Below are 17,400 nucleotides of genomic sequence, written 5' to 3'. Positions count from 1 at the left end.
TCAGGGGCGCGACCTCAGCCGGTCGCGGCGACGTCGCGGACGAACTGGGCGGACCGCTCGCGCAGCCCGGCGATCCGCTCGGCCACGACCTGGTCGGCAACAGCCTCGATACCGGTTCCCGACTCCGCGCTCGTCGGGGGCCGCCGCGCGTTCCGCGAGCAGGTGAAGTCCTCGCAGATCAGCGTGCCGATGGTGTTGCCGGCTCGCCCGGACGCGCCGCCTCGGCGGGCAACGTACAGCGTCGCCTCGACCGTCGCCACGTCTCGGCACCAGACGCACATCGCCTTGCGCCGCCTCCCGCTGGACGGCGCCGGGCTGGCCCTCAGCAGGACTCCGGTCGGGTCGCCGTCCAGTTCGACGACGACGTAGCCGGTGAGCGGTGCCCTGCGGTCGCGCCAGCCCAGGTAGTCCAGCCGCTCCCAGGGCAGCTCTGCCAGGTCGGGGAGGACCGCCGAGGCGGCCTCGCGACGGCTGGCGTTGACGAGCGACGCGCGGATCTGCTTCTCGGTCAGGGAATTCATCGGGTTCAGCTCTCGGTCAGCAGGAAGCCCGCCGGCCACGGGCGCGCGCATTGGCGGCGCCGCGGCGGTCGGCGAGGAGGGGACGAGCGAGATCGCGTCCGCCCGCGCCCTCACGGCACGTCCCCGTCCGGGGACGGAGGCGTGCATCAGGTGAGGGGATTCAGGGGCGCCGGACGCAGGTCCGGCGCGCGGTCGAGCAGGCCATGGTGGCCACCTCGCATCCCGCGGCGGCGCTGCGCACCCGCCCGCTCCTCGAATCTGCTGCCGATCCGCTGACCGACCCTCCCGATGCTACGACGTGGCGTCGAGTGGCTTGGCGACGACGGCGTCGTAGCGGTTGAGCAGCACGGCCGCGATGCGGTCGTCGGGCAGCAGGGGTGCGGTGACGACGTCGGCGCCCGCCCCGCCCAGCTTGTCGTGGAAGTGCCCGGGCGCCAGCAGGTAGGCGGCGACCACGACGCGGTCCGCCCCGCCCGTGCGGGCGGCAGCCACGGCGTCGGGCACCGGCGGCTGGGCTGCGGAGCCGTAGCCGGTGGTCACCGGGCCGGCCCACGAGCGCTGCAGCAACGCGGCGGTGTCCTCCACGTCCGCGACGGAGCGCGGGTCGCTGGAGCCTGCGGCGGCCAGCACGACGGCGGTGCGCGGGTCCTGAGGGTCGGCACCCGCCTCGACCAGCCGGTCGTGCAACACCTCGGCGAGTCGCGGGTCGGGCCCCAGCGGGCGCGCCGCGACCGCGGACTCGGCGTCGGCCACGGCGCCGGCGATGTCCACGTGCACGTGGTAGCCGCCGGACAGCAGGAGCGGCACGACGACGGCGGGCCGACCCTCGGCCGAGAGCCCGGCGACCACGTCGACGACGGTCGGCGGCTGCACGTCGACGAAGGCAGCGGTGGTGACCAGGCCGGGGCGCTGCGCGCGGGCGGCGAGGGCCAGCTCGGCGATCAGCCGACGGCCGGTGGGATTGCGGGTGCCGTGCGCGCAGGCGACCAGGACGGGTGCGAGGCCGGCTGAGTTCACAGCGCGCGGGTGACGCCGCCGTCGACGGCGATCATCGTTCCCGTCAGGTAGGACGCGGCGGGGGAGAGCGCGAAGGCGGCGACCCGGCCGAACTCCTCGGGACGGCCGACCCTCCGGAGCGGGATGCCGGCCTCGGTTCGGGCCCGCATGGCGCCGGCGTCGCCGGAGGCCGCCTCGATCTCGGCGATCCGGTCGGTGGCGATCGTGCCGGGAAGCAGGCCGAGCACCCGGATGCCCTTCGGCCCGAGTTCGTCGGCGAGCGCCTTCGCGGTCATGGCCAGCCCCGGGCGCAGGCCGTTGGAGATGGCCAGGTGGCCGATCGGCTGCCGCACCGAGGTGGACAGCACGAAGGCGATCACGGCGCCGTCGGACAGGTGCGGGACGAGCGCCCGGACCAGCCGCAGCGGGCCGAGGAGCACGTTCTCCACGCCGGCCCGCCAGTCGTCCTCGACGGTCTCCAGCACGGTGCCGGGCGCGGGCCCGCCGACGGAGACGAGCGCGCCGTCCACCTGGCCCAGCCGCTCGCGGGCCTCGGCGACCAGCCGTTCAGCAGCCTCCGGGTCGGCGAGGTCGGCCGGAACGCCCGACGCCGCCGTCCCCAGGGAGGAGACGGCGGCGTCGAGGGAGCCGGCGCTCCGGGAGCTGATCAGCACCCGGGCGCCGTCGTCGACCAGGGCCCGGGCGGTCGCGAATCCCAGCCCGCGGCTCGCGCCGGTGAGCAGGTATCCGCGACCGCCCAGACCCAGATCCATGACAGAGCCCTGATCAGGCGGCGGTGCCGCGCAGCGAGCGCAGGACGTACTGCATGATGCCGCCGTTGCGGTAGTAGTTCGCCTCACCGGGGGTGTCGATGCGGACGCGGGCGTCGAACTCGACGTCCCCGGCCTTGACCTTCACGGTCCGGGGCACCGAGCCGTCGTTCAGCGCGGTGATCCCGGTGATCGTGAACTCCTCGTCGCCGGTCAGGCCGAGCGACTCCCGGTTCTGGCCCTCGGGGTACTGCAGCGGCAGCACCCCCATCCCGATGAGGTTCGAGCGGTGGATGCGCTCGTAGCTCTCGGCGATGACGGCCTTGACGCCCAGCAGCGCGGTGCCCTTGGCGGCCCAGTCACGCGAGGACCCGGAGCCGTACTCCTTGCCGGCCAGCACGACCAGCGGGACGCCGGCGTCGATGTAGGCGCGCGAGGCGTCGTAGATCGTCGTCGTCTCGCCGGTCAGGTGGTTCTTGGTGACGCCACCCTCGGTGCCGGGCACCAGCTGGTTGCGCAGCCGGATGTTGGCGAACGTGCCACGGATCATGACCTCGTGGTTCCCGCGGCGCGAGCCGTAGGAGTTGAAGTCGCGACGGTCCACGCCGTGCTCGCGCAGGTACTTGCCCGCCGGGCTGTCGGCCTTGATCGAGCCGGCCGGGGAGATGTGGTCGGTGGTCACCGAGTCGCCGAGCACCGCGAGGGTGCGGGCGCCCGCGATGTCCTCGACGGGGGACGGTTCGGCCGGCATGCCCTCGAAGTACGGAGGACGCCGGACGTAGGTGCTGTCCTCGGCCCACTCGAAGGTGTCACCGGTCGGGGTGGGCAGGTTCTGCCACTGCTCGGTGCCGGCGAAGACGTCCTCGTAGCTGCGACCGAACTGCTCCGCGGAGACGGCGTGGTCGATGACCCGCTGGACCTCCTGCGGAGACGGCCACAGGTCGCGCAGGTAGACGTCGTTGCCGTCGGGGTCCTGGCCCAGGGGGTCGTTGTTCAGGTCGACGTCCATGGAGCCGGCCAGGGCGTAGGCGATGACCAGGGGCGGCGACGCCAGGTAGTTCATCTTGACGTCGGGGTTGATCCGGCCCTCGAAGTTGCGGTTGCCCGAGAGCACCGAGACGACGGCGAGGTCGGCCTCGTTGACCGCGTTCGACACCGGCTCCGGCAGCGGGCCGGAGTTGCCGATGCAGGTCGTGCAGCCGTAACCGACCAGGTAGAAGCCGAGCTTCTCCAGGTACGGGGTGAGCTCGGCCTTCTCGTAGTAGTCCATGACGACCTTGGACCCGGGGGCCAGCGTCGTCTTGACCCACGGCTTGCTGGTCAGGCCCCGCTCGACGGCGTTCTTCGCCAGCAGCGCGGCGCCGATCATCACCTGCGGGTTGGAGGTGTTGGTGCAGGAGGTGATGGCGGCGATGACGACGTGGCCGTGATCGATCTCGGTCTCCGTGCCGTCCTCCATGACCACGCGGGTCGGCTTGGAGGCCCGGCCGGTGTCGTGACCGTTGACGGCGGTGCGCGGCTTCCCGGCCTCGCCGTTCCCGTACGCCGACGGGGTGGCCGGGTCGGAGGCGGGGAAGGTCTCCTCGATCGACTCGTCGACGGCGGACTCGGCCTCGGGGGCGACGTCGGGGTCGTGGGTGACCTCGTCGACCTGCGCGTAGGTGGGCAGCGCCTCGCGGAACGCCTCCTTCGCCTCGGTGATCGCGACGCGGTCCTGCGGGCGCTTCGGGCCGGCGATGGACGGGACGACGCTGCCGAGGTCCAGCTCCAGGTACTCGGAGAACGCCGGCTCGCGGGACGCGTCGTGCCAGAGGCCCTGCTCCTTGGCGTAGGCCTCGACGAGCGCGACCTGCTCGGCGGAACGGCCGGTGAGCTTCAGGTAGGTGATGGTCTCCTCGTCGATGGGGAACATCGCCGCGGTGGAGCCGAACTCCGGGCTCATGTTGCCGATCGTGGCGCGGTTGGCCAGCGGCACAGCGGAGACGCCCTCGCCGTAGAACTCGACGAACTTCCCGACGACGCCGTGCTCGCGGAGCATCTCGGTGATCGTCAGGACCAGGTCGGTGGCGGTGGCGCCGTCCGGCAGCTGGCCGAACAGCTTGAAGCCCACGACGCGGGGGATGAGCATCGAGACCGGCTGGCCGAGCATCGCGGCCTCGGCCTCGATGCCGCCGACGCCCCAGCCCAGCACGCCCAGGCCGTTGACCATCGTGGTGTGGCTGTCGGTGCCCACGCAGGTGTCGGGGTAGGCGACGACGCGGTCACCCTCCTGCCGCGGGAAGATCACGCGGGCCAGGTGCTCGATGTTGACCTGGTGGACGATGCCGGTGCCCGGGGGGACGACCTTGAAGTCGCTGAACGCGCCCTGGCCCCAGCGCAGGAACTGATAGCGCTCGCCGTTGCGCTCGTACTCGATCTCGACGTTGCGCTGGAACGAGTCCTCGGTGCCGAAGATGTCGGCGATGACCGAGTGGTCGATGACCAGCTCGGCCGGTGCGAGCGGGTTGATCTTCTGCGGGTCGCCGCCGAGCTCGGCCATGGCCTCGCGCATCGTGGCGAGGTCGACGATGCAGGGGACGCCGGTGAAGTCCTGCATGACCACGCGGGCCGGGGTGAACTGGATCTCCTGGTCGGGCTCGGCCGACGGGTCCCAGTTGGCGATCGCCCGGATGTGGTCGGCGGTGATGTCCGCGCCGTCCTCGGTCCGGAGGAGGTTCTCGAGGAGGACCTTGAGGCTGAAGGGCAGCTTCTCGGAGCCCTCCACCGCGTCGAGTCGGTAGATGTCGTAGTCGGTTCCGTCGACGCTGAGCGTCGACCGGGCTCCGAAGCTGTCCTTGCTGGCTGCCACTCTTCTGCGCCTACCCCTCGCTGGTTCGTCGCGTGCTGGTTCCTCGCGGCTGGTACACGCGCTCGTGTCCACCCCCGATCATCCCAGTTCGGCGCCAGGAGCACCGGGTCAGGCCACCCTTCCTTCACCCGGTGACCTCCGTCACCGGCCGGTCACCACGGGGCCCACCGGTCACTGTCGCCCCGCAGGTCGGCGCCGCAGGGTGAACCGCGGCCGAATTCCTGGGAACGGGACGCCGAGCCCCATAGCGTGCCCCGCCATGACGGTGGTCGAGTCACCAGCGGTCGCCGCGGCGATCCCTGCGCCGCGCACGCCCCTCCCCGTGGAGATACTGCCCGCCCCGCCGGCGGGAACCAGGGGGAACCTGCGCCGGACGGTGCGCCGGCTCCTGGGCGTGGCCCTCCTCGCGTCCTTCGCCGGCACCTGCGTGCTCGAGGGGCTGCCGACCGACCGCATCGTCCTGCTGGGTTGGGTGGTCGCCGGGCTGGCCGTCCTCGCGGTGGTCGACGGCGTGCGTCGCCTCGGCCGCCTGCTCGCGGACTGGCTGCCGCTGGTGGCCCTGCTCCTGGCCTACGACGCGAGCCGCGGGCTTGCCGACGGGTTCGGCGCTCCGGTGCACGTGACCGAACCGGCCGCGGCCGACCGGTGGCTGGGCGCGGGCAACCTGCCCACCGTCGTGCTGCAGGCCCACTGGGACGCCGCCTGGTGGGAGGCCGTGGCGACGCTCGTCTACGCCAGCCACTTCGTGGTGACGCCGGTGGTCCTGGCGGTTCTGTGGATCCGCGACCGGCAGCGCTGGGTGCGGTACGCGCGACTGGTCATCGCCCTGTCCGCGGCCGGCCTCCTCACCTATGTGCTCTACCCGGCGGCGCCGCCGTGGCTGGCCGCCAAGGACGGCGTCATCGAGCCGGTGCGCCGGCTGAGCGGTGCGGGCTGGGAGGTGCTGGGCCTGCCCCGCGCGGGTGCCCTGCTCGCCGACAGCCAGGGGCAGGTGAACCAGGTGGCCGCGGTGCCCTCCCTGCACACCGCCTTCGCCGTCCTGACCTGTCTGGTGCTCCTGCCGATGGCGCGGCGCAGGTGGCAGCGGCTGATCCTGCTCGCCTACGGGCCGACGATGGCGCTGGTGCTCGTGTGGTCGGGGGAGCACTACGTCGTCGACACGCTGCTGGGCGCTGCCTACGCCGGCGGGGTCGTCCTCCTCGCCGCCCGTACCCGGCCGCTGGTCCAGCGGCTCCGAGGGCGGGTCGCGGCTCCTACCGTGGAGGCGTGACCGGAGCCGTTCCCCATGACCTGCCCGACTGGCTGACCGAGGCGCGGCGGATCGTCGTCCTCACCGGCGCCGGCATCTCCACGGAGAGCGGCATCCCGGACTACCGCGGCCCGGACGGCGTCTGGACCAAGGACCCGGACGCCGAGAAGCTCGTGACGCTGTCGTACTACCTGGCCGATCCGGAGATCCGGCGGCGGTCCTGGCTCCTGCGCCAGGCGATGCAGGAGGCCGACCCGCAGCCCAACGCCGGCCACCGGGCACTGGTCGACCTGGAGCGGCAGGGGCGCCTGCAGGCACTGGTCACCCAGAACATCGACGGCCTCCACCAGGCGGCCGGCTCCGGCCCCGGCCTCGTGCACGAGATCCACGGCACCGTGCACGAGGTGGTCTGCACCGACTGCGGGGACCGGACCTCGATCCGCGAGGCGCTCGACCGGGTCGGCGGGGGCGAACCGGACCCCGGCTGCCGGCGGTGCGGCGGCATCCTCAAGACCGCCACGGTCTACTTCGGCCAGCTGCTCGACGAGCGCGTGGTCGAGGCGTGCACCGCGGCCGCCGCCGACTGCGACGTCTTCCTCGCCGTCGGCACCTCGCTGCAGGTGTGGCCGGCCGCGGGGCTGGCCGACATCGCCGTCCGGGCCGGCGCCCGGCTCGTCGTCGTCAACGGTGAGCCGACGCCCTACGACGACGTCGCCGACCTCGTCGTCCGGGAGCCGATCGGGACCTCCCTGCCGCGGCTCGTCGGGGCATGACCCGCAGCCGGCCGCACGGGGCGGCCACCGGCCTGACCTCGTCGACCGTCCCGGCGACGGCTAGCGTGACGGGCACCACAGCCTGAGCACCCGGGAGCGGCCATGCGCGTGCCTTTGACCACCCGCGACTTCCTCGACCGCGCGGAGCTCGTCTACGGCGACCGGGTCGGCATCGTCGACGAGCCCACCCAGCCCGCGCCCGCCCTCGGCGAGGTGAGCTACCGCGAGGTCGCCCGGCGGGGCCGCGCCCTGCAGGCCGGTCTGGACGAGCTCGGCATCGCCGAGGGCGAGCGGGTGGCGATCGTCAGCCACAACGCCGGCCGCCTGCTGGAGCTGCTGCTCTCCGTGCCCTCGTCGGGACGGGTGGCCGTGCCGATCAACTTCCGGCTCTCGCCCGAGGAGGTCAGCTACATCGTCGGCCACTCCGGCGCGCGGGTGCTGCTGGTCGACCCGGACCTGGAGTCCTCGCTCAAGGGTGTGGAGGCCGAGCACCGGTTCGGCACGGGGGAGGAGTACGAGCAACTGCTCCGCTTCGACGTCGAGCCGCGCCCGTGGTCGGCGCTGGACGAGGACGCGACCGCCACCATCAACTACACGAGCGGCACCACGGCGCGGCCCAAGGGCGTGCAGATGACCCACCGCAACCTCTGGGTCAACGCCGTCACGTTCGGCATGCACATGCAGGTCAGCGACCGCGACGTCTACCTGCACACGCTGCCGATGTTCCACTGCAACGGCTGGGGGCTGCCGTACACGATGGCCGGGCTCGGGGCGACGCAGGTGGTGCTGCGCAAGGTCGACGGCGCGGAGATCCTGCGCCGGGTCGAGCGGCACAGCGTGACGATGATGGCCGGGGCGCCCGCGGTCTGGAACGCCGTCCTCGACGCCGCCGCCGACTGGGACGGCGAGATCCCGGGACGCGACAAGGTGCGGATCGTCGTCGCGGGAGCTCCTCCGCCGTCGAAGACCATCGCCCGGGTCGAGGCCGAGCTCGGCTGGGAGTTCAACCAGATCTACGGCCTCACCGAGACCGCCCCGCTGCTCACCATCAACCGGCCGCGGGCGGAGTACGACGACCTCGACCCGGAGGAGAAGGCGAAGAAGCTGTCTCGGGCGGGCGTGCCGGCTCTGGGCACCCGCCTGAAGGTCAGCGACTCCGGCGAGGTGCTCGCGCAGGGCAACACGGTGCTGGCCGGCTACTGGGAGAACCCCGACGCCTCCGCGGAGGCACTGGAGGACGGCTGGTTCCACACCGGCGACGGCGGCAGCATCGACGACGGCGGCTTCCTCACGATCTCCGACCGCAAGAAGGACGTGATCATCACCGGCGGCGAGAACGTCTCCTCCATCGAGGTGGAGGACGCCGTCTTCAGCCACCCGGCGGTCGCCGAGGTCGCGGTCATCGGCGTCCCGGACGAGAAGTGGGGGGAGATGGTGACCGCACTCGTCGTCCTGGCCGCGGGCGAGACCGTGACCGCCGAGGACCTCGTCGCGCACTGCCGCGGGCGGATCGCCGGCTACAAGATCCCCAAGCGGGTCGAGTTCCGCGACGAGCTGGCCCGTACCGCCACGGGCAAGATCCAGAAGTTCAAGCTGCGCGAGTCGTTCTGGAAGGACTCCGAGCGCCAGATCAACTGATCGAAGGACCCCGCTGCCCCCCCTCCTCGCTCCGCTCGAGCGGGCCCCTGCAGCGGGGCCGGGTGTCACCTGACCGTGGCGCCTCACCCCGAGGGGTGAGGCGCGCTCAACGGACCGCCCGGAGCGGTCGATCTCGACCACGGGAACGCCCGTCCGGGCGTCCCGAGTCGAGAGGCGCCGACCCTGCTGGGGTCGCACGCGCCGGAAGAGGTCGGTTCGGTGCATTCGCGGAGCACATCCGTACGGAACGCACGCCGCCAGGCGGTTGCGGGGACGACGCCGAGCGCTGTCCGCGCGCTGGCACGCCTCTGCGGGATCGGCATCGCGGCCGCCGTCGCGGTCGGGTTGACGCCGGCGGTCGCCGAGGCCACTCCACGTCCCAGCGACACCCAGATCTCGCAGGCGCAGGCCGCCGCCGACCGGGTACAGGCGGAGATCGGGCGGCTGTCGGGCCAGCTCGCCGCGGCACAGGACGCCCTCGACGGCGCCCGTGCGAGGTCTCTCATCGCGCTGGACGAGTACCAGGCGACCGAGGCGGCCTACGTGGTCGCGCAGCGGGAGGCGGAAGCCGCCGCAGCCGCCGCCGCCCAGGCCGCCGCCGACCTGGAGGTGGCCCGTGCGCAGCTGGTCGCCTTCGCACGCCGCAGCTACATGCAGGGCAGCACGTACTCGGGCGCGGCCGCGCTCATCACCGCCGCCGACCCCGGTGAGCTGGTCCAGCGCGCCGCGCTGCTCGAGGCCGCGGGCTCCCACCGGAGCGACGTCGTCGGCGTGGTGGCCGTCCTGCAGGTGCAGGCGGCCGAGGCGGACGAGGTCGCCCGGGCCGGCGTCGAGCAGGTGGCGGACCTCAAGGAGCACGCCGAGGCCACCCTCGTCGTCGCGCAGGCCGCCGAGGTGGAAGCCCGCCGCGAGGCGGCCTCCCTCGACGCCCGGCAGGCCGAGCTGGAGACGCAGCTCGCCACCCAGCAGGCCGAGCTCCAGTCGCTGGTGGGCGAGCAGGCCGCCGCGGACCGCGCGGCCCAGGTCACGCCGGTCACCGTTGCCCCCAAGCCGGTCGCCGCGCGCCCGGCGCCGTCGGGCAACCAGACGCCGGCCGGCGCCGGCAACGCCTCTGCCGCCCAGACGGCGATCGCCGCCGCTGCCGCGTACAAGGGCACGCCCTATGCCTGGGGCGGCGGGGGCACCAACGGCCCGGGTTGGGGCTGGGGTGTCGACGAGGGCGTCCACGGCTTCGACTGCAGTGGCCTGACCCAGTACGCGTACGCGGAGGCCGGCATCTCGATCCCGCGCAACAGCCGTGCGCAGTACAGCGCCCTGCCGAAGGTGTCGAGCAGTGACCTGCGCCCCGGCGACCTCGTCTTCTGGGCGACGGACACGTCGGACGCCGACACGATCCACCACGTGGCCATCTGGCTGGGCAACGACCGCATCCTCGAGGCGCCGCAGAGCGGCTCGGTCGTCAAGGAGTCGGCCATGCGCTGGCGGGGCTACATCGGAGCGGGTCGGCCGACGGCCTGACGGGGCCCCGTCCTGCTCGCCGCGAGGCGTGGGACGGCCAGGGGACTCCGCGCGGTCGGACCGGGCACGAGCCACGAAGATTGGGCGTCGGGCAGCCACGGGGGGAGCTGCCCGACGCGCTGCCCAGGCTAGCAGTCCCACGGCCCGCTCGGCAGGGGTTGTGCATGGGCTCCGGTGGTTCCCAGGGAACTCTCAGGGGTCGCTCCGGTGGATGCCGGTCGCCGGTCCCAGGGATGTAGGACACTGGCACGGGGGACGGTCCTGCCGCCCCGCCGACCACCGCTCCCGCGAGCGGCGTCGGCCGGCACGACCAGGGAGCACCGTGAGCAGCGCGCCGATCGAGACCACGTCAGACTCACAGTCCGCCCGCCCCGGCTCGCCGGTCCCACCGTCGGCCGACGCGGCCCGGCTGGAGCGCGTGCTGTTCGAGATCAAGCGGGTCATCGTCGGGCAGGACCGCCTCGTCGAGCGCATGCTCGTCGCCCTGCTGGCCCGTGGGCACGTGCTCCTCGAGGGCGTCCCGGGTGTCGCCAAGACCCTCGCGGTCGAGACGCTGGCCACCGCCGTCGGGGGCAAGTTCGCCCGTCTCCAGTTCACCCCCGACCTGGTCCCGGCCGACATCATCGGCACCCGGATCTACAAGGCCGGCCAGGACGCGTTCGAGACCGAGCTGGGCCCCGTCTTCGCCAACTTCGTCCTCACCGACGAGATCAACCGCGCGCCGGCCAAGGTCCAGTCGGCACTGCTCGAGGTCATGGCCGAGCGCCAGGTCTCCATCGGTGGCGTGACGCACCCGCTGCCCGACCCGTTCCTGGTGCTCGCCACCCAGAACCCGATCGAGTCCGAGGGCGTCTACCCGCTGCCCGAGGCGCAGCGCGACCGCTTCCTCATGAAGGTGCTCGTCGACTACCCGAGCCCCGAGGAGGAGCGGGAGATCGTCTACCGCATGGGCTCCGAACCGCCCGTGGCCGAGACCGTGCTCGGCCCCGACGAGCTGCGCCGGCTGCAGAGGACCGCCTCGCAGGTCTTCGTGCACCACGCGCTCGTCGACTACGTCGTCCGCCTGGTGGTGGCCACCCGCACGCCGCGGGAGCACGGCATGGACGACGTCGCGACGTGGGTGTCCTACGGCGCCAGCCCGCGTGCCTCGCTCGGCCTGATCGCGGCCAGCCGGGCACTGGCCCTGGTCCGTGGCCGCGACTACGTGCTGCCCCAGGACGTCCTCGACATCACCGCCGACGTGCTGCGGCACCGGCTGGTGCTCTCCTACGACGCCCTGGCCGACGGCGTCCCGGCCGACCACATCGTCAAGCGGATCGTGCAGACGGTGCCGCTGCCCCAGGTCGCGCCCCGGCAGAACGCCACCGGCTTCGGGCCGGGCACGCCTGGTGGACCGCAGGTGCCGCAGGCGCCGCCGATGCCGCAGTTCGGTCCCCGCCAGCCCATGCAGCCCGCTCCGCAGGGACCGGCCCCCCAGCACGGTAACGGTGCGCACGCGGCCGGCCAGCAGCCCCAGGGCGGTCCCGCTGCCAACGGTTACGCGCAAGGGCCGCACCCGGCGTGATCCTGCGTCGCCGCTCCCGGGAAGAGACACCGGAGGAGCCGCCTCCGGCCCCCGCCCACCCGGGATTGCTGCTGCACCCGGCCACGCCCGGGTCGGGAGCCCAGCCGGGGGAGGACGGGGACGGCGCCCCGCCGCGCTTCACCGACGGCCCCGCGGACGTGCTGCTGCGCCGGCTCGAGCTGACCGTGCGGCGCCGGCTCGACGGCCTGCTGCAGGGCGATCACCTCGGGCTCGTTCCGGGCTCCGGCTCCGAGGCGGGGGACTCGCGGACCTATCACCCCGGTGACGACGTGCGGCGGATGGACTGGCCGGTCACCGCGCGCACCCAGGTGCCGCACGTCCGGATGACCATCGCCGACCGCGAGCTGGAGACCTGGGCGGTCGTCGACCTCTCCGCGAGCCTGGACTTCGGCACCGCCAACTGCCAGAAGCGCGACCTCGCCATCGCGGGGCTCGCCGCCGTCGGGCACCTGACCGTGCACGGGGGCAACCGGCTGGGCGCCGTCGTCACCACGGGGGAGCGGGTCGACCGCTATCCGGCGATGCCGGGTCGGCTGGCCGCCGAGCGGCTGCTGCGCTCGGTGGTCGCGACGCCGCGGGCGTCCAGCGGGCGCCGCGGCGACCTGGCCGCGGCGCTGGAGACGCTCCGCCGACCCGAGCGCCGTCGGGGCCTGGTCGTGGTGATCTCGGACTTCCTCGGCGACAGCGACTGGGAGCGGCCGCTGCGCGGGCTGTCGGCCCGGCACGAGCTGCTCGCGGTCGAGGTCGTCGACCCGCGCGAGCTGGAGCTCCCCGACGTCGGCCTGCTGACCGTCGTCGACCCGGAGACGGGACAGACCCTCGAGGTGCCCACCGGCGACGCCGAGTTCCGCGCCCGGTTCGCCGAAGGGGCCGCCGCGCAGCGGGAGCAGGTCGCCCAGGCACTGCGCCGGACGGGTGCGGGGCACCTACGGCTGCGCACCGACCGGGACTGGCTGATGGACGTCGTCCGATTCGTGGCCGAACGCCGGCGTGCCGGTAGCGGAGGGGCTTCCCGATGACCTTCCAGGCACCGCTGTGGCTCCTGGCCCTGCTCCTCGTGGCCGCGCTCGTCGCGGTGTACGTCGTCCTCCAGCTGCGCCGGAAGGCGTACGCCGCCCGGTTCACCAACGTGGCACTGCTCGGCTCGCTGGTGCCCAAGCGGCCGGGCTGGAAGCGGCACCTCGCCTTCGGCATCGTCGCGCTCGGTCTGGCGGCGCTCGTCGTGTCCCTGGCGGTGCCGAGCACCGAGGTGCGGGTGCCGCGGGAGCGGGCGACGGTGATCATGGCCGTGGACGTGTCGCTGTCGATGCAGGCCACCGACATCGCGCCCGACCGCTTCCAGGCGATGCAGACCGCCGCCAAGGAGTTCGTCGACGTCCTGCCCGAGCGGATCAACCTGGGGCTGGTGTCGTTCGCCGGCACGGCCACCACCGTCGTCCCGCCGACGACCGACCGGGCCCAGGTCGCCGGGGCGATCGACAACCTCGACCTCGCCGAGGCGACGGCGATCGGCGAGGCGGTGTTCACCTCGCTGAGCGCGATCGAGAACTTCCAGTCGTCCCTGGACGCGGGGGAGGAGGAGGCGGCGCCGGCCCGCATCGTGCTGCTCTCCGACGGCTACAACACCGTCGGCCGTGAGGACACCCAGGCCATCGACGCCGCCCGCGCCGCCGGGGTGCCGGTCTCCACGATCGCCTTCGGCACCGACTACGGCACCCTCGACCTGGACGGCGAGACGGTGCCGGTGCCGGTCGACCGGTCGACGCTCGAGGAGATCGCCGACTCGACCGGCGGCAGCTACAGCGAGGCGGCCAGCGCCGCCGAGCTGGAGCAGGTCTACGAGGACCTGGGCAGCCAGATCGGCTACACGACCGAGCCCCAGGACGTGAGCTACTGGTTCGTCCGCGGCGGTGTCCTCGTGCTGTTGATCGGCGTCGTCCTCAGCCTGCTCTGGACCAACCGCCTGGTCTAGCCGGTCGTCCTCCCGGTGGGCGAGACGACGGGCACCAGGAGATGGGACTCGTACCGGCCGCCGGTGTGCACGCGATGCGTGCCCCGGTTCACCGTGTCCTCGTGGCGGGCGTAGGTGAGGGGCTTCGGATAGCGCATGACGTCGCTGCCCTGGACGACGAGCAGGAGCCGCTCACCGGCCTCGAAGCGGGTGCCCGAAGGCCAGACCTCGATGTCGAGGCGGACGACCTCGTCGGGCTGGACGGGCAGCTCGCGCTGGTGGGCGAGCACCGGCAGGTACTCGGTGGAGCGCTCCTCGTCCAGCTCCCGGTGGGAGGCCCGCTGCCAGCCGACGGCGACGGGACCGTCCTCGAACTGGGCGAAATAGGGGAAGCCGACCGGCCGGCCCTCGGCATCCAGCTTGAACAGCGCCACGAAGACGTCCATGTCGCTGCCGTCGGAGGTGGACATGTGCAACGAGGCCGTGATGTGGCCGACGAGCTCCACCGCTTCCGGGAACGCGATCTCGAAGGTGGCCCGACGGGGGTGCAACCCACTGCCCAGGCCGTCGTAGGCCACGCTCTCCTCCTCGTCGACGGGGGACCAGCCGAGGGAGCCGTCGCCGGCCCGGAGGTGGAGCTTGCGGTACTCGACGTCCTCCAGCGGCCACTCCGTGGCGGTCCGGTGCTCGCCGGCGTAGTAGGAGTCGCGGACCTCGACGCGCACCCGCGGCCAGTCCTCGATCCCGGTGTCCCTGCCGAGCAGGAAGTGGTCGAAGAACGCCCGCTGCCGCTCGACCTGCTCGGGCTCGTAGTAGTAGGCCCACTTCTTCCGGCCGTGCACGTCGAGCCACTTCTGGGGTGAGGACATCCGCCGGAAGCCCTCGAGGGTGCCGCGGGTGTGCAGTCCCTGGTCCGACCAGCTGGCCACCACGAACGCCGGGACCAGGATCTCCTCCAGCCGGGCGCTCTTCGACTGCCAGAACGCGTCGTAGAACGGGTGCGCCGCCGTCTCCGCCTCGAGGTCCTCGATCTCGGTGGCGCTCGCGCCCCAGCGCTCCTGGATGTAGGGCCAGAACGAGGTCTCCGGGATGCCGCCGTGGCGGGCGACCTCCCGGTAGGTGTCGCTCCACCCTTCCCAGGGGTTGATCGCGGCGAGGTGCGGTGGGTTCAGCTCGGCGACCCGCCACTGCGACACCGTCAGGTACGAGACGCCGGAGAGCCCGACCTTGCCGGCGCTCCACGGCTGCGTCCCCGCCCACTCGATCAGGTCCGCGAACGCCTGGGCCTCCTGCGGTGAGCAGTACGTCGCCCGACCCTCGCCGTACCAGGTGCCCGGGATGTCGGCGATGACGAGCGCGTAGCCGTGGGGCACCCAGTACTCCGGGTCGGGGGCCTCGAACGTCGTCAGCTCGCCGGTGTGCTCGGGCAGCACGCCGGCGTCCGGGTAGATGACGCCGATGGGTGCGGGGTTGTGCTTGCCGTACGGCGACCAGCTGATCAGCGGTGCCGCGGGGACGTCGGTGTCCGGCCGGTAGACGTCGACGTAGATCAACTCGCCGGCGGCCCCGACGGGGACGGCGACGTCCCACTCGATGACCATGCCCGGCCGCTGCTCCGTGCGGTAGCGCGGGGGCCGGCCCGCCCTCGACTCCGGCGTGCTCCGCGGAGCACGGAACAGCAGGTCGACGTCGTCGTCGGAGTTCACGTACTGCCTCCAGGAAGGCTCGGCTCAGCTGCGAGGGTCGACGACGAGCTTGCCGGTGGAGCGGCGGGCGAGCAGGTCCTCGTGCGCCCGGCGGACCTCCGACAGCGGATAGCGGCCGCCGACCACGGGCTTCAGCACGCCGTCGGCGACCATCGGCAGCAGCTCGTGCATGGCGGCGTCCATCATCTGCGGACGGGCCATGCAGTGGGCGAGCCAGAAGCCGATGACGGCGCGGCTGGTGCCCATGAGCGACGGCGCCTGCACGGGCTTCGGGGGCACCCGGCCGGCCATGCCGTAGGCGGCCAGCCGGCCGAAGGGGGCGAGCGCCGACATGGCGCCGTCGAACACCTTGCCGCCGGTCATCTCCAGGACGATGTCGACTCGTCTCCCGCCGTTGGCCTCGCGGAGGGCGGTGGTGAAGGCCTTGGGGTCGTCCTCGGCGAGGGCCGGGTCGACGGTGGCGTCGGCGCCGAGCTCCTCGCAGAGCGCGCGCTTCTCCGGGCTGGACGCGGTGGCGATGACCCGGCCCGCGCCCCAGCGCTTGGCCAGCTGGACGGCGAGGCTGCCCACGCCGCCGGCGCCCGCGATGACGACGACCGACTCACCCTCGGCCAGGTGCGTGCTGGTGCGCAGCAGGTGCCACGCCGTAGAGCCCTGCAGGACGACGGACAATGCCTGCTCGTCGCTCACGCCGTCGGGCACCGCCCAGGTGAGGGCGTCGTGCGCGGCGACCTTCTCCGCGTAGCCGCCGCCGTCGAGGAGCCCGACGACCCGCTGCCCGCCGCCGGCCGGGGTGCCGACGAACTCCGCGCCGGGGATCAGCGGCAGCTGCTGCTGCGCCAGGTAGGAGTTCTCGATCTGGTGGGTGTCTGCAAAGTTAACTCCTGCGGAGCTCACCTCGTAGAGCCGCTGGCCTTCGCCCCGGAGGGGATCAGGCAGGTCGACGAGGTCCATGACCTCCGGGCCGCCGAAGCGGGTGATCTGGACAGCGCGCATGACGGAGAGGCTATGGCGTGCTCCGCGGGAGTTCCTCTGCGTGTGGTCGCCGCAGGGACCCTTCACGGGTGTGTGTCGACGGGTGCGCCCGCCGCGCAGCTCTTACCTCTTCGACCGGCAGGGGCAAGCTCACTCAGCTGGGGTGCTGGGCCAGGCCGCGACTAACCCGGGGCTTTCTCGCCGAGCCGTGATCGTTCGGCTCCAGACGTAGGAAAGGTGCCCCTGACCTGCAAGATCGAGATTGGCTAGGCCTTGATCCGAGCGGGAACCGGAGCACCTTTCTGGTGAAGAAGACTACCGGGCCGTACCCGGTGCTCACAGTCGATGGCGGCGGGTCGAGCGTCGTGCCGCATGCCGGGGCGACGCTGCTGTTGCGCACCGCGCAGACCGTCGGCCTCACGGCCGGGCTGTCGAAGGTGCTGGCGCCCTGGCGCAAGCCGCTGGCGATCCATGACCCGGCCAAGATCGTGCTGGATGTGGCGGTCAGCTTGGCCATGGGCGGGGACTGTCTGGCCGGCATCGCCCAGCTCCGTGCCTGCCCGGAGGTGTTCGGACTGGTCGCCTCGGACCCGACCGTGTCGCGGTGCATCGACGCCCTGGCCGCTGACGCCCCGGCTGCGCTGGCGGCGATCAACACTGCGCGCGCGACCGCCCGTGCGCGGGCATGGTCACTGGCCGGTGAGCACGCCCCCGATCACGCCGCGGATGCTTCGTCGCCGGTGGCGATCGACGTTGACGCCACCCTGGTCACGGCGCACTCGGAGAAGGAGACGGACGACAAGCGATCGATTTGCCTCCAGCGTCGCGCGGGGCCTTTTGCTTTTCGGCCGAGTCTTCCAGCGGGATCAG

At 72.9% G+C, this 17,400-nt stretch carries 13 protein-coding genes and 1 pseudogene; 8 read left to right on the top strand and 6 right to left on the bottom strand.

Features of this window, described 5'->3' with window-relative positions:
- Window positions 1-14: 14 nt before the first annotated feature.
- From CRP30_RS09930 to CRP30_RS09915, 4 genes are all read right to left on the bottom strand, one after another.
- Window positions 15-521 (bottom strand): FBP domain-containing protein, encoded by a 507-nt coding sequence (locus tag CRP30_RS09930; RefSeq protein ID WP_097183745.1) that lies wholly within the window; start codon window positions 519-521, stop codon window positions 15-17.
- Window positions 522-812: 291 nt separating this feature from the next.
- Entirely contained in the window at window positions 813-1,538 is a 726-nt protein-coding gene (locus CRP30_RS09925; RefSeq protein ID WP_097183744.1) for a sirohydrochlorin chelatase, read from the bottom strand.
- Complete coding sequence (locus tag CRP30_RS09920; RefSeq protein WP_097183743.1) at window positions 1,535-2,290, bottom strand: SDR family oxidoreductase; 756 nt, start codon at window positions 2,288-2,290, stop codon at window positions 1,535-1,537. The genes CRP30_RS09925 and CRP30_RS09920 overlap by 4 nt, the downstream gene beginning before the upstream one ends.
- 13 nt (window positions 2,291-2,303) lie before the next feature.
- Complete coding sequence (locus tag CRP30_RS09915; protein ID WP_097183742.1) at window positions 2,304-5,135, bottom strand: aconitate hydratase; 2,832 nt, start codon at window positions 5,133-5,135, stop codon at window positions 2,304-2,306.
- 259 nt (window positions 5,136-5,394) lie between these two features.
- Between CRP30_RS09915 and CRP30_RS09910 the strand changes: the two genes are divergently transcribed.
- From CRP30_RS09910 to CRP30_RS09880, 7 genes are all read left to right on the top strand, one after another.
- Entirely contained in the window at window positions 5,395-6,405 is a 1,011-nt protein-coding gene (locus tag CRP30_RS09910; RefSeq protein ID WP_097183741.1) for a phosphatase PAP2 family protein, read from the top strand.
- The gene (locus CRP30_RS09905; protein WP_097183740.1) at window positions 6,402-7,157 is read left to right on the top strand and encodes an SIR2 family NAD-dependent protein deacylase; all 756 of its coding nucleotides are present in this window, start codon (window positions 6,402-6,404) and stop codon (window positions 7,155-7,157) included. Before CRP30_RS09910 ends, CRP30_RS09905 begins: the two co-directional genes overlap by 4 nt.
- Window positions 7,158-7,259: 102 nt before the next feature.
- Window positions 7,260-8,795: an AMP-binding protein gene (locus tag CRP30_RS09900; protein WP_097183739.1), complete on the top strand. Its 1,536-nt coding sequence runs from the start codon at window positions 7,260-7,262 to the stop codon at window positions 8,793-8,795.
- A gap of 219 nt (window positions 8,796-9,014) precedes the next feature.
- On the top strand, window positions 9,015-10,313 hold the full coding sequence (locus tag CRP30_RS09895) for a C40 family peptidase (protein ID WP_159961671.1): 1,299 nt from the start codon (window positions 9,015-9,017) through the stop codon (window positions 10,311-10,313).
- A 322-nt stretch (window positions 10,314-10,635) separates the two neighbouring features.
- Complete coding sequence (locus CRP30_RS09890; protein WP_235003299.1) at window positions 10,636-11,877, top strand: AAA family ATPase; 1,242 nt, start codon at window positions 10,636-10,638, stop codon at window positions 11,875-11,877.
- Entirely contained in the window at window positions 11,874-12,917 is a 1,044-nt protein-coding gene (locus CRP30_RS09885) for a DUF58 domain-containing protein (protein WP_235003298.1), read from the top strand. Before CRP30_RS09890 ends, CRP30_RS09885 begins: the two co-directional genes overlap by 4 nt.
- Window positions 12,914-13,870: a VWA domain-containing protein gene (locus tag CRP30_RS09880; protein ID WP_097183737.1), complete on the top strand. Its 957-nt coding sequence runs from the start codon at window positions 12,914-12,916 to the stop codon at window positions 13,868-13,870. The genes CRP30_RS09885 and CRP30_RS09880 overlap by 4 nt, the downstream gene beginning before the upstream one ends.
- On the opposite strand, the gene CRP30_RS09875 is transcribed toward CRP30_RS09880, so the two are convergent.
- Both CRP30_RS09875 and CRP30_RS09870 read right to left on the bottom strand, forming a co-directional pair.
- Window positions 13,867-15,555 carry a CocE/NonD family hydrolase gene (locus CRP30_RS09875; protein ID WP_097183736.1) on the bottom strand — a complete coding sequence of 563 codons (1,689 nt, stop codon included), beginning with the start codon at window positions 15,553-15,555 and terminating at the stop codon, window positions 13,867-13,869. The genes CRP30_RS09880 and CRP30_RS09875 overlap by 4 nt on opposite strands.
- Before the next feature lie 24 nt (window positions 15,556-15,579).
- The gene (locus CRP30_RS09870) at window positions 15,580-16,551 is read right to left on the bottom strand and encodes a quinone oxidoreductase family protein (RefSeq protein WP_097183735.1); all 972 of its coding nucleotides are present in this window, start codon (window positions 16,549-16,551) and stop codon (window positions 15,580-15,582) included.
- Window positions 16,552-16,835: 284 nt separating this feature from the next.
- Here CRP30_RS09870 and CRP30_RS09865 point away from each other — a divergent pair.
- Window positions 16,836-17,321, top strand: a pseudogene (locus CRP30_RS09865) (transposase); the annotation flags it as partial.
- Between the last annotated feature and the right edge of the window lie 79 nt (window positions 17,322-17,400).

Origin of the sequence: Blastococcus haudaquaticus (genome assembly GCF_900230285.1) — a bacterium.
In the GTDB taxonomy this organism is placed as follows: Bacteria; Actinomycetota; Actinomycetes; order Mycobacteriales; family Geodermatophilaceae; genus Blastococcus_B; species Blastococcus_B haudaquaticus.
Note: the sequence above shows the minus strand (reverse complement) of the source record. Positions and strands in the feature narration are given on the sequence as shown.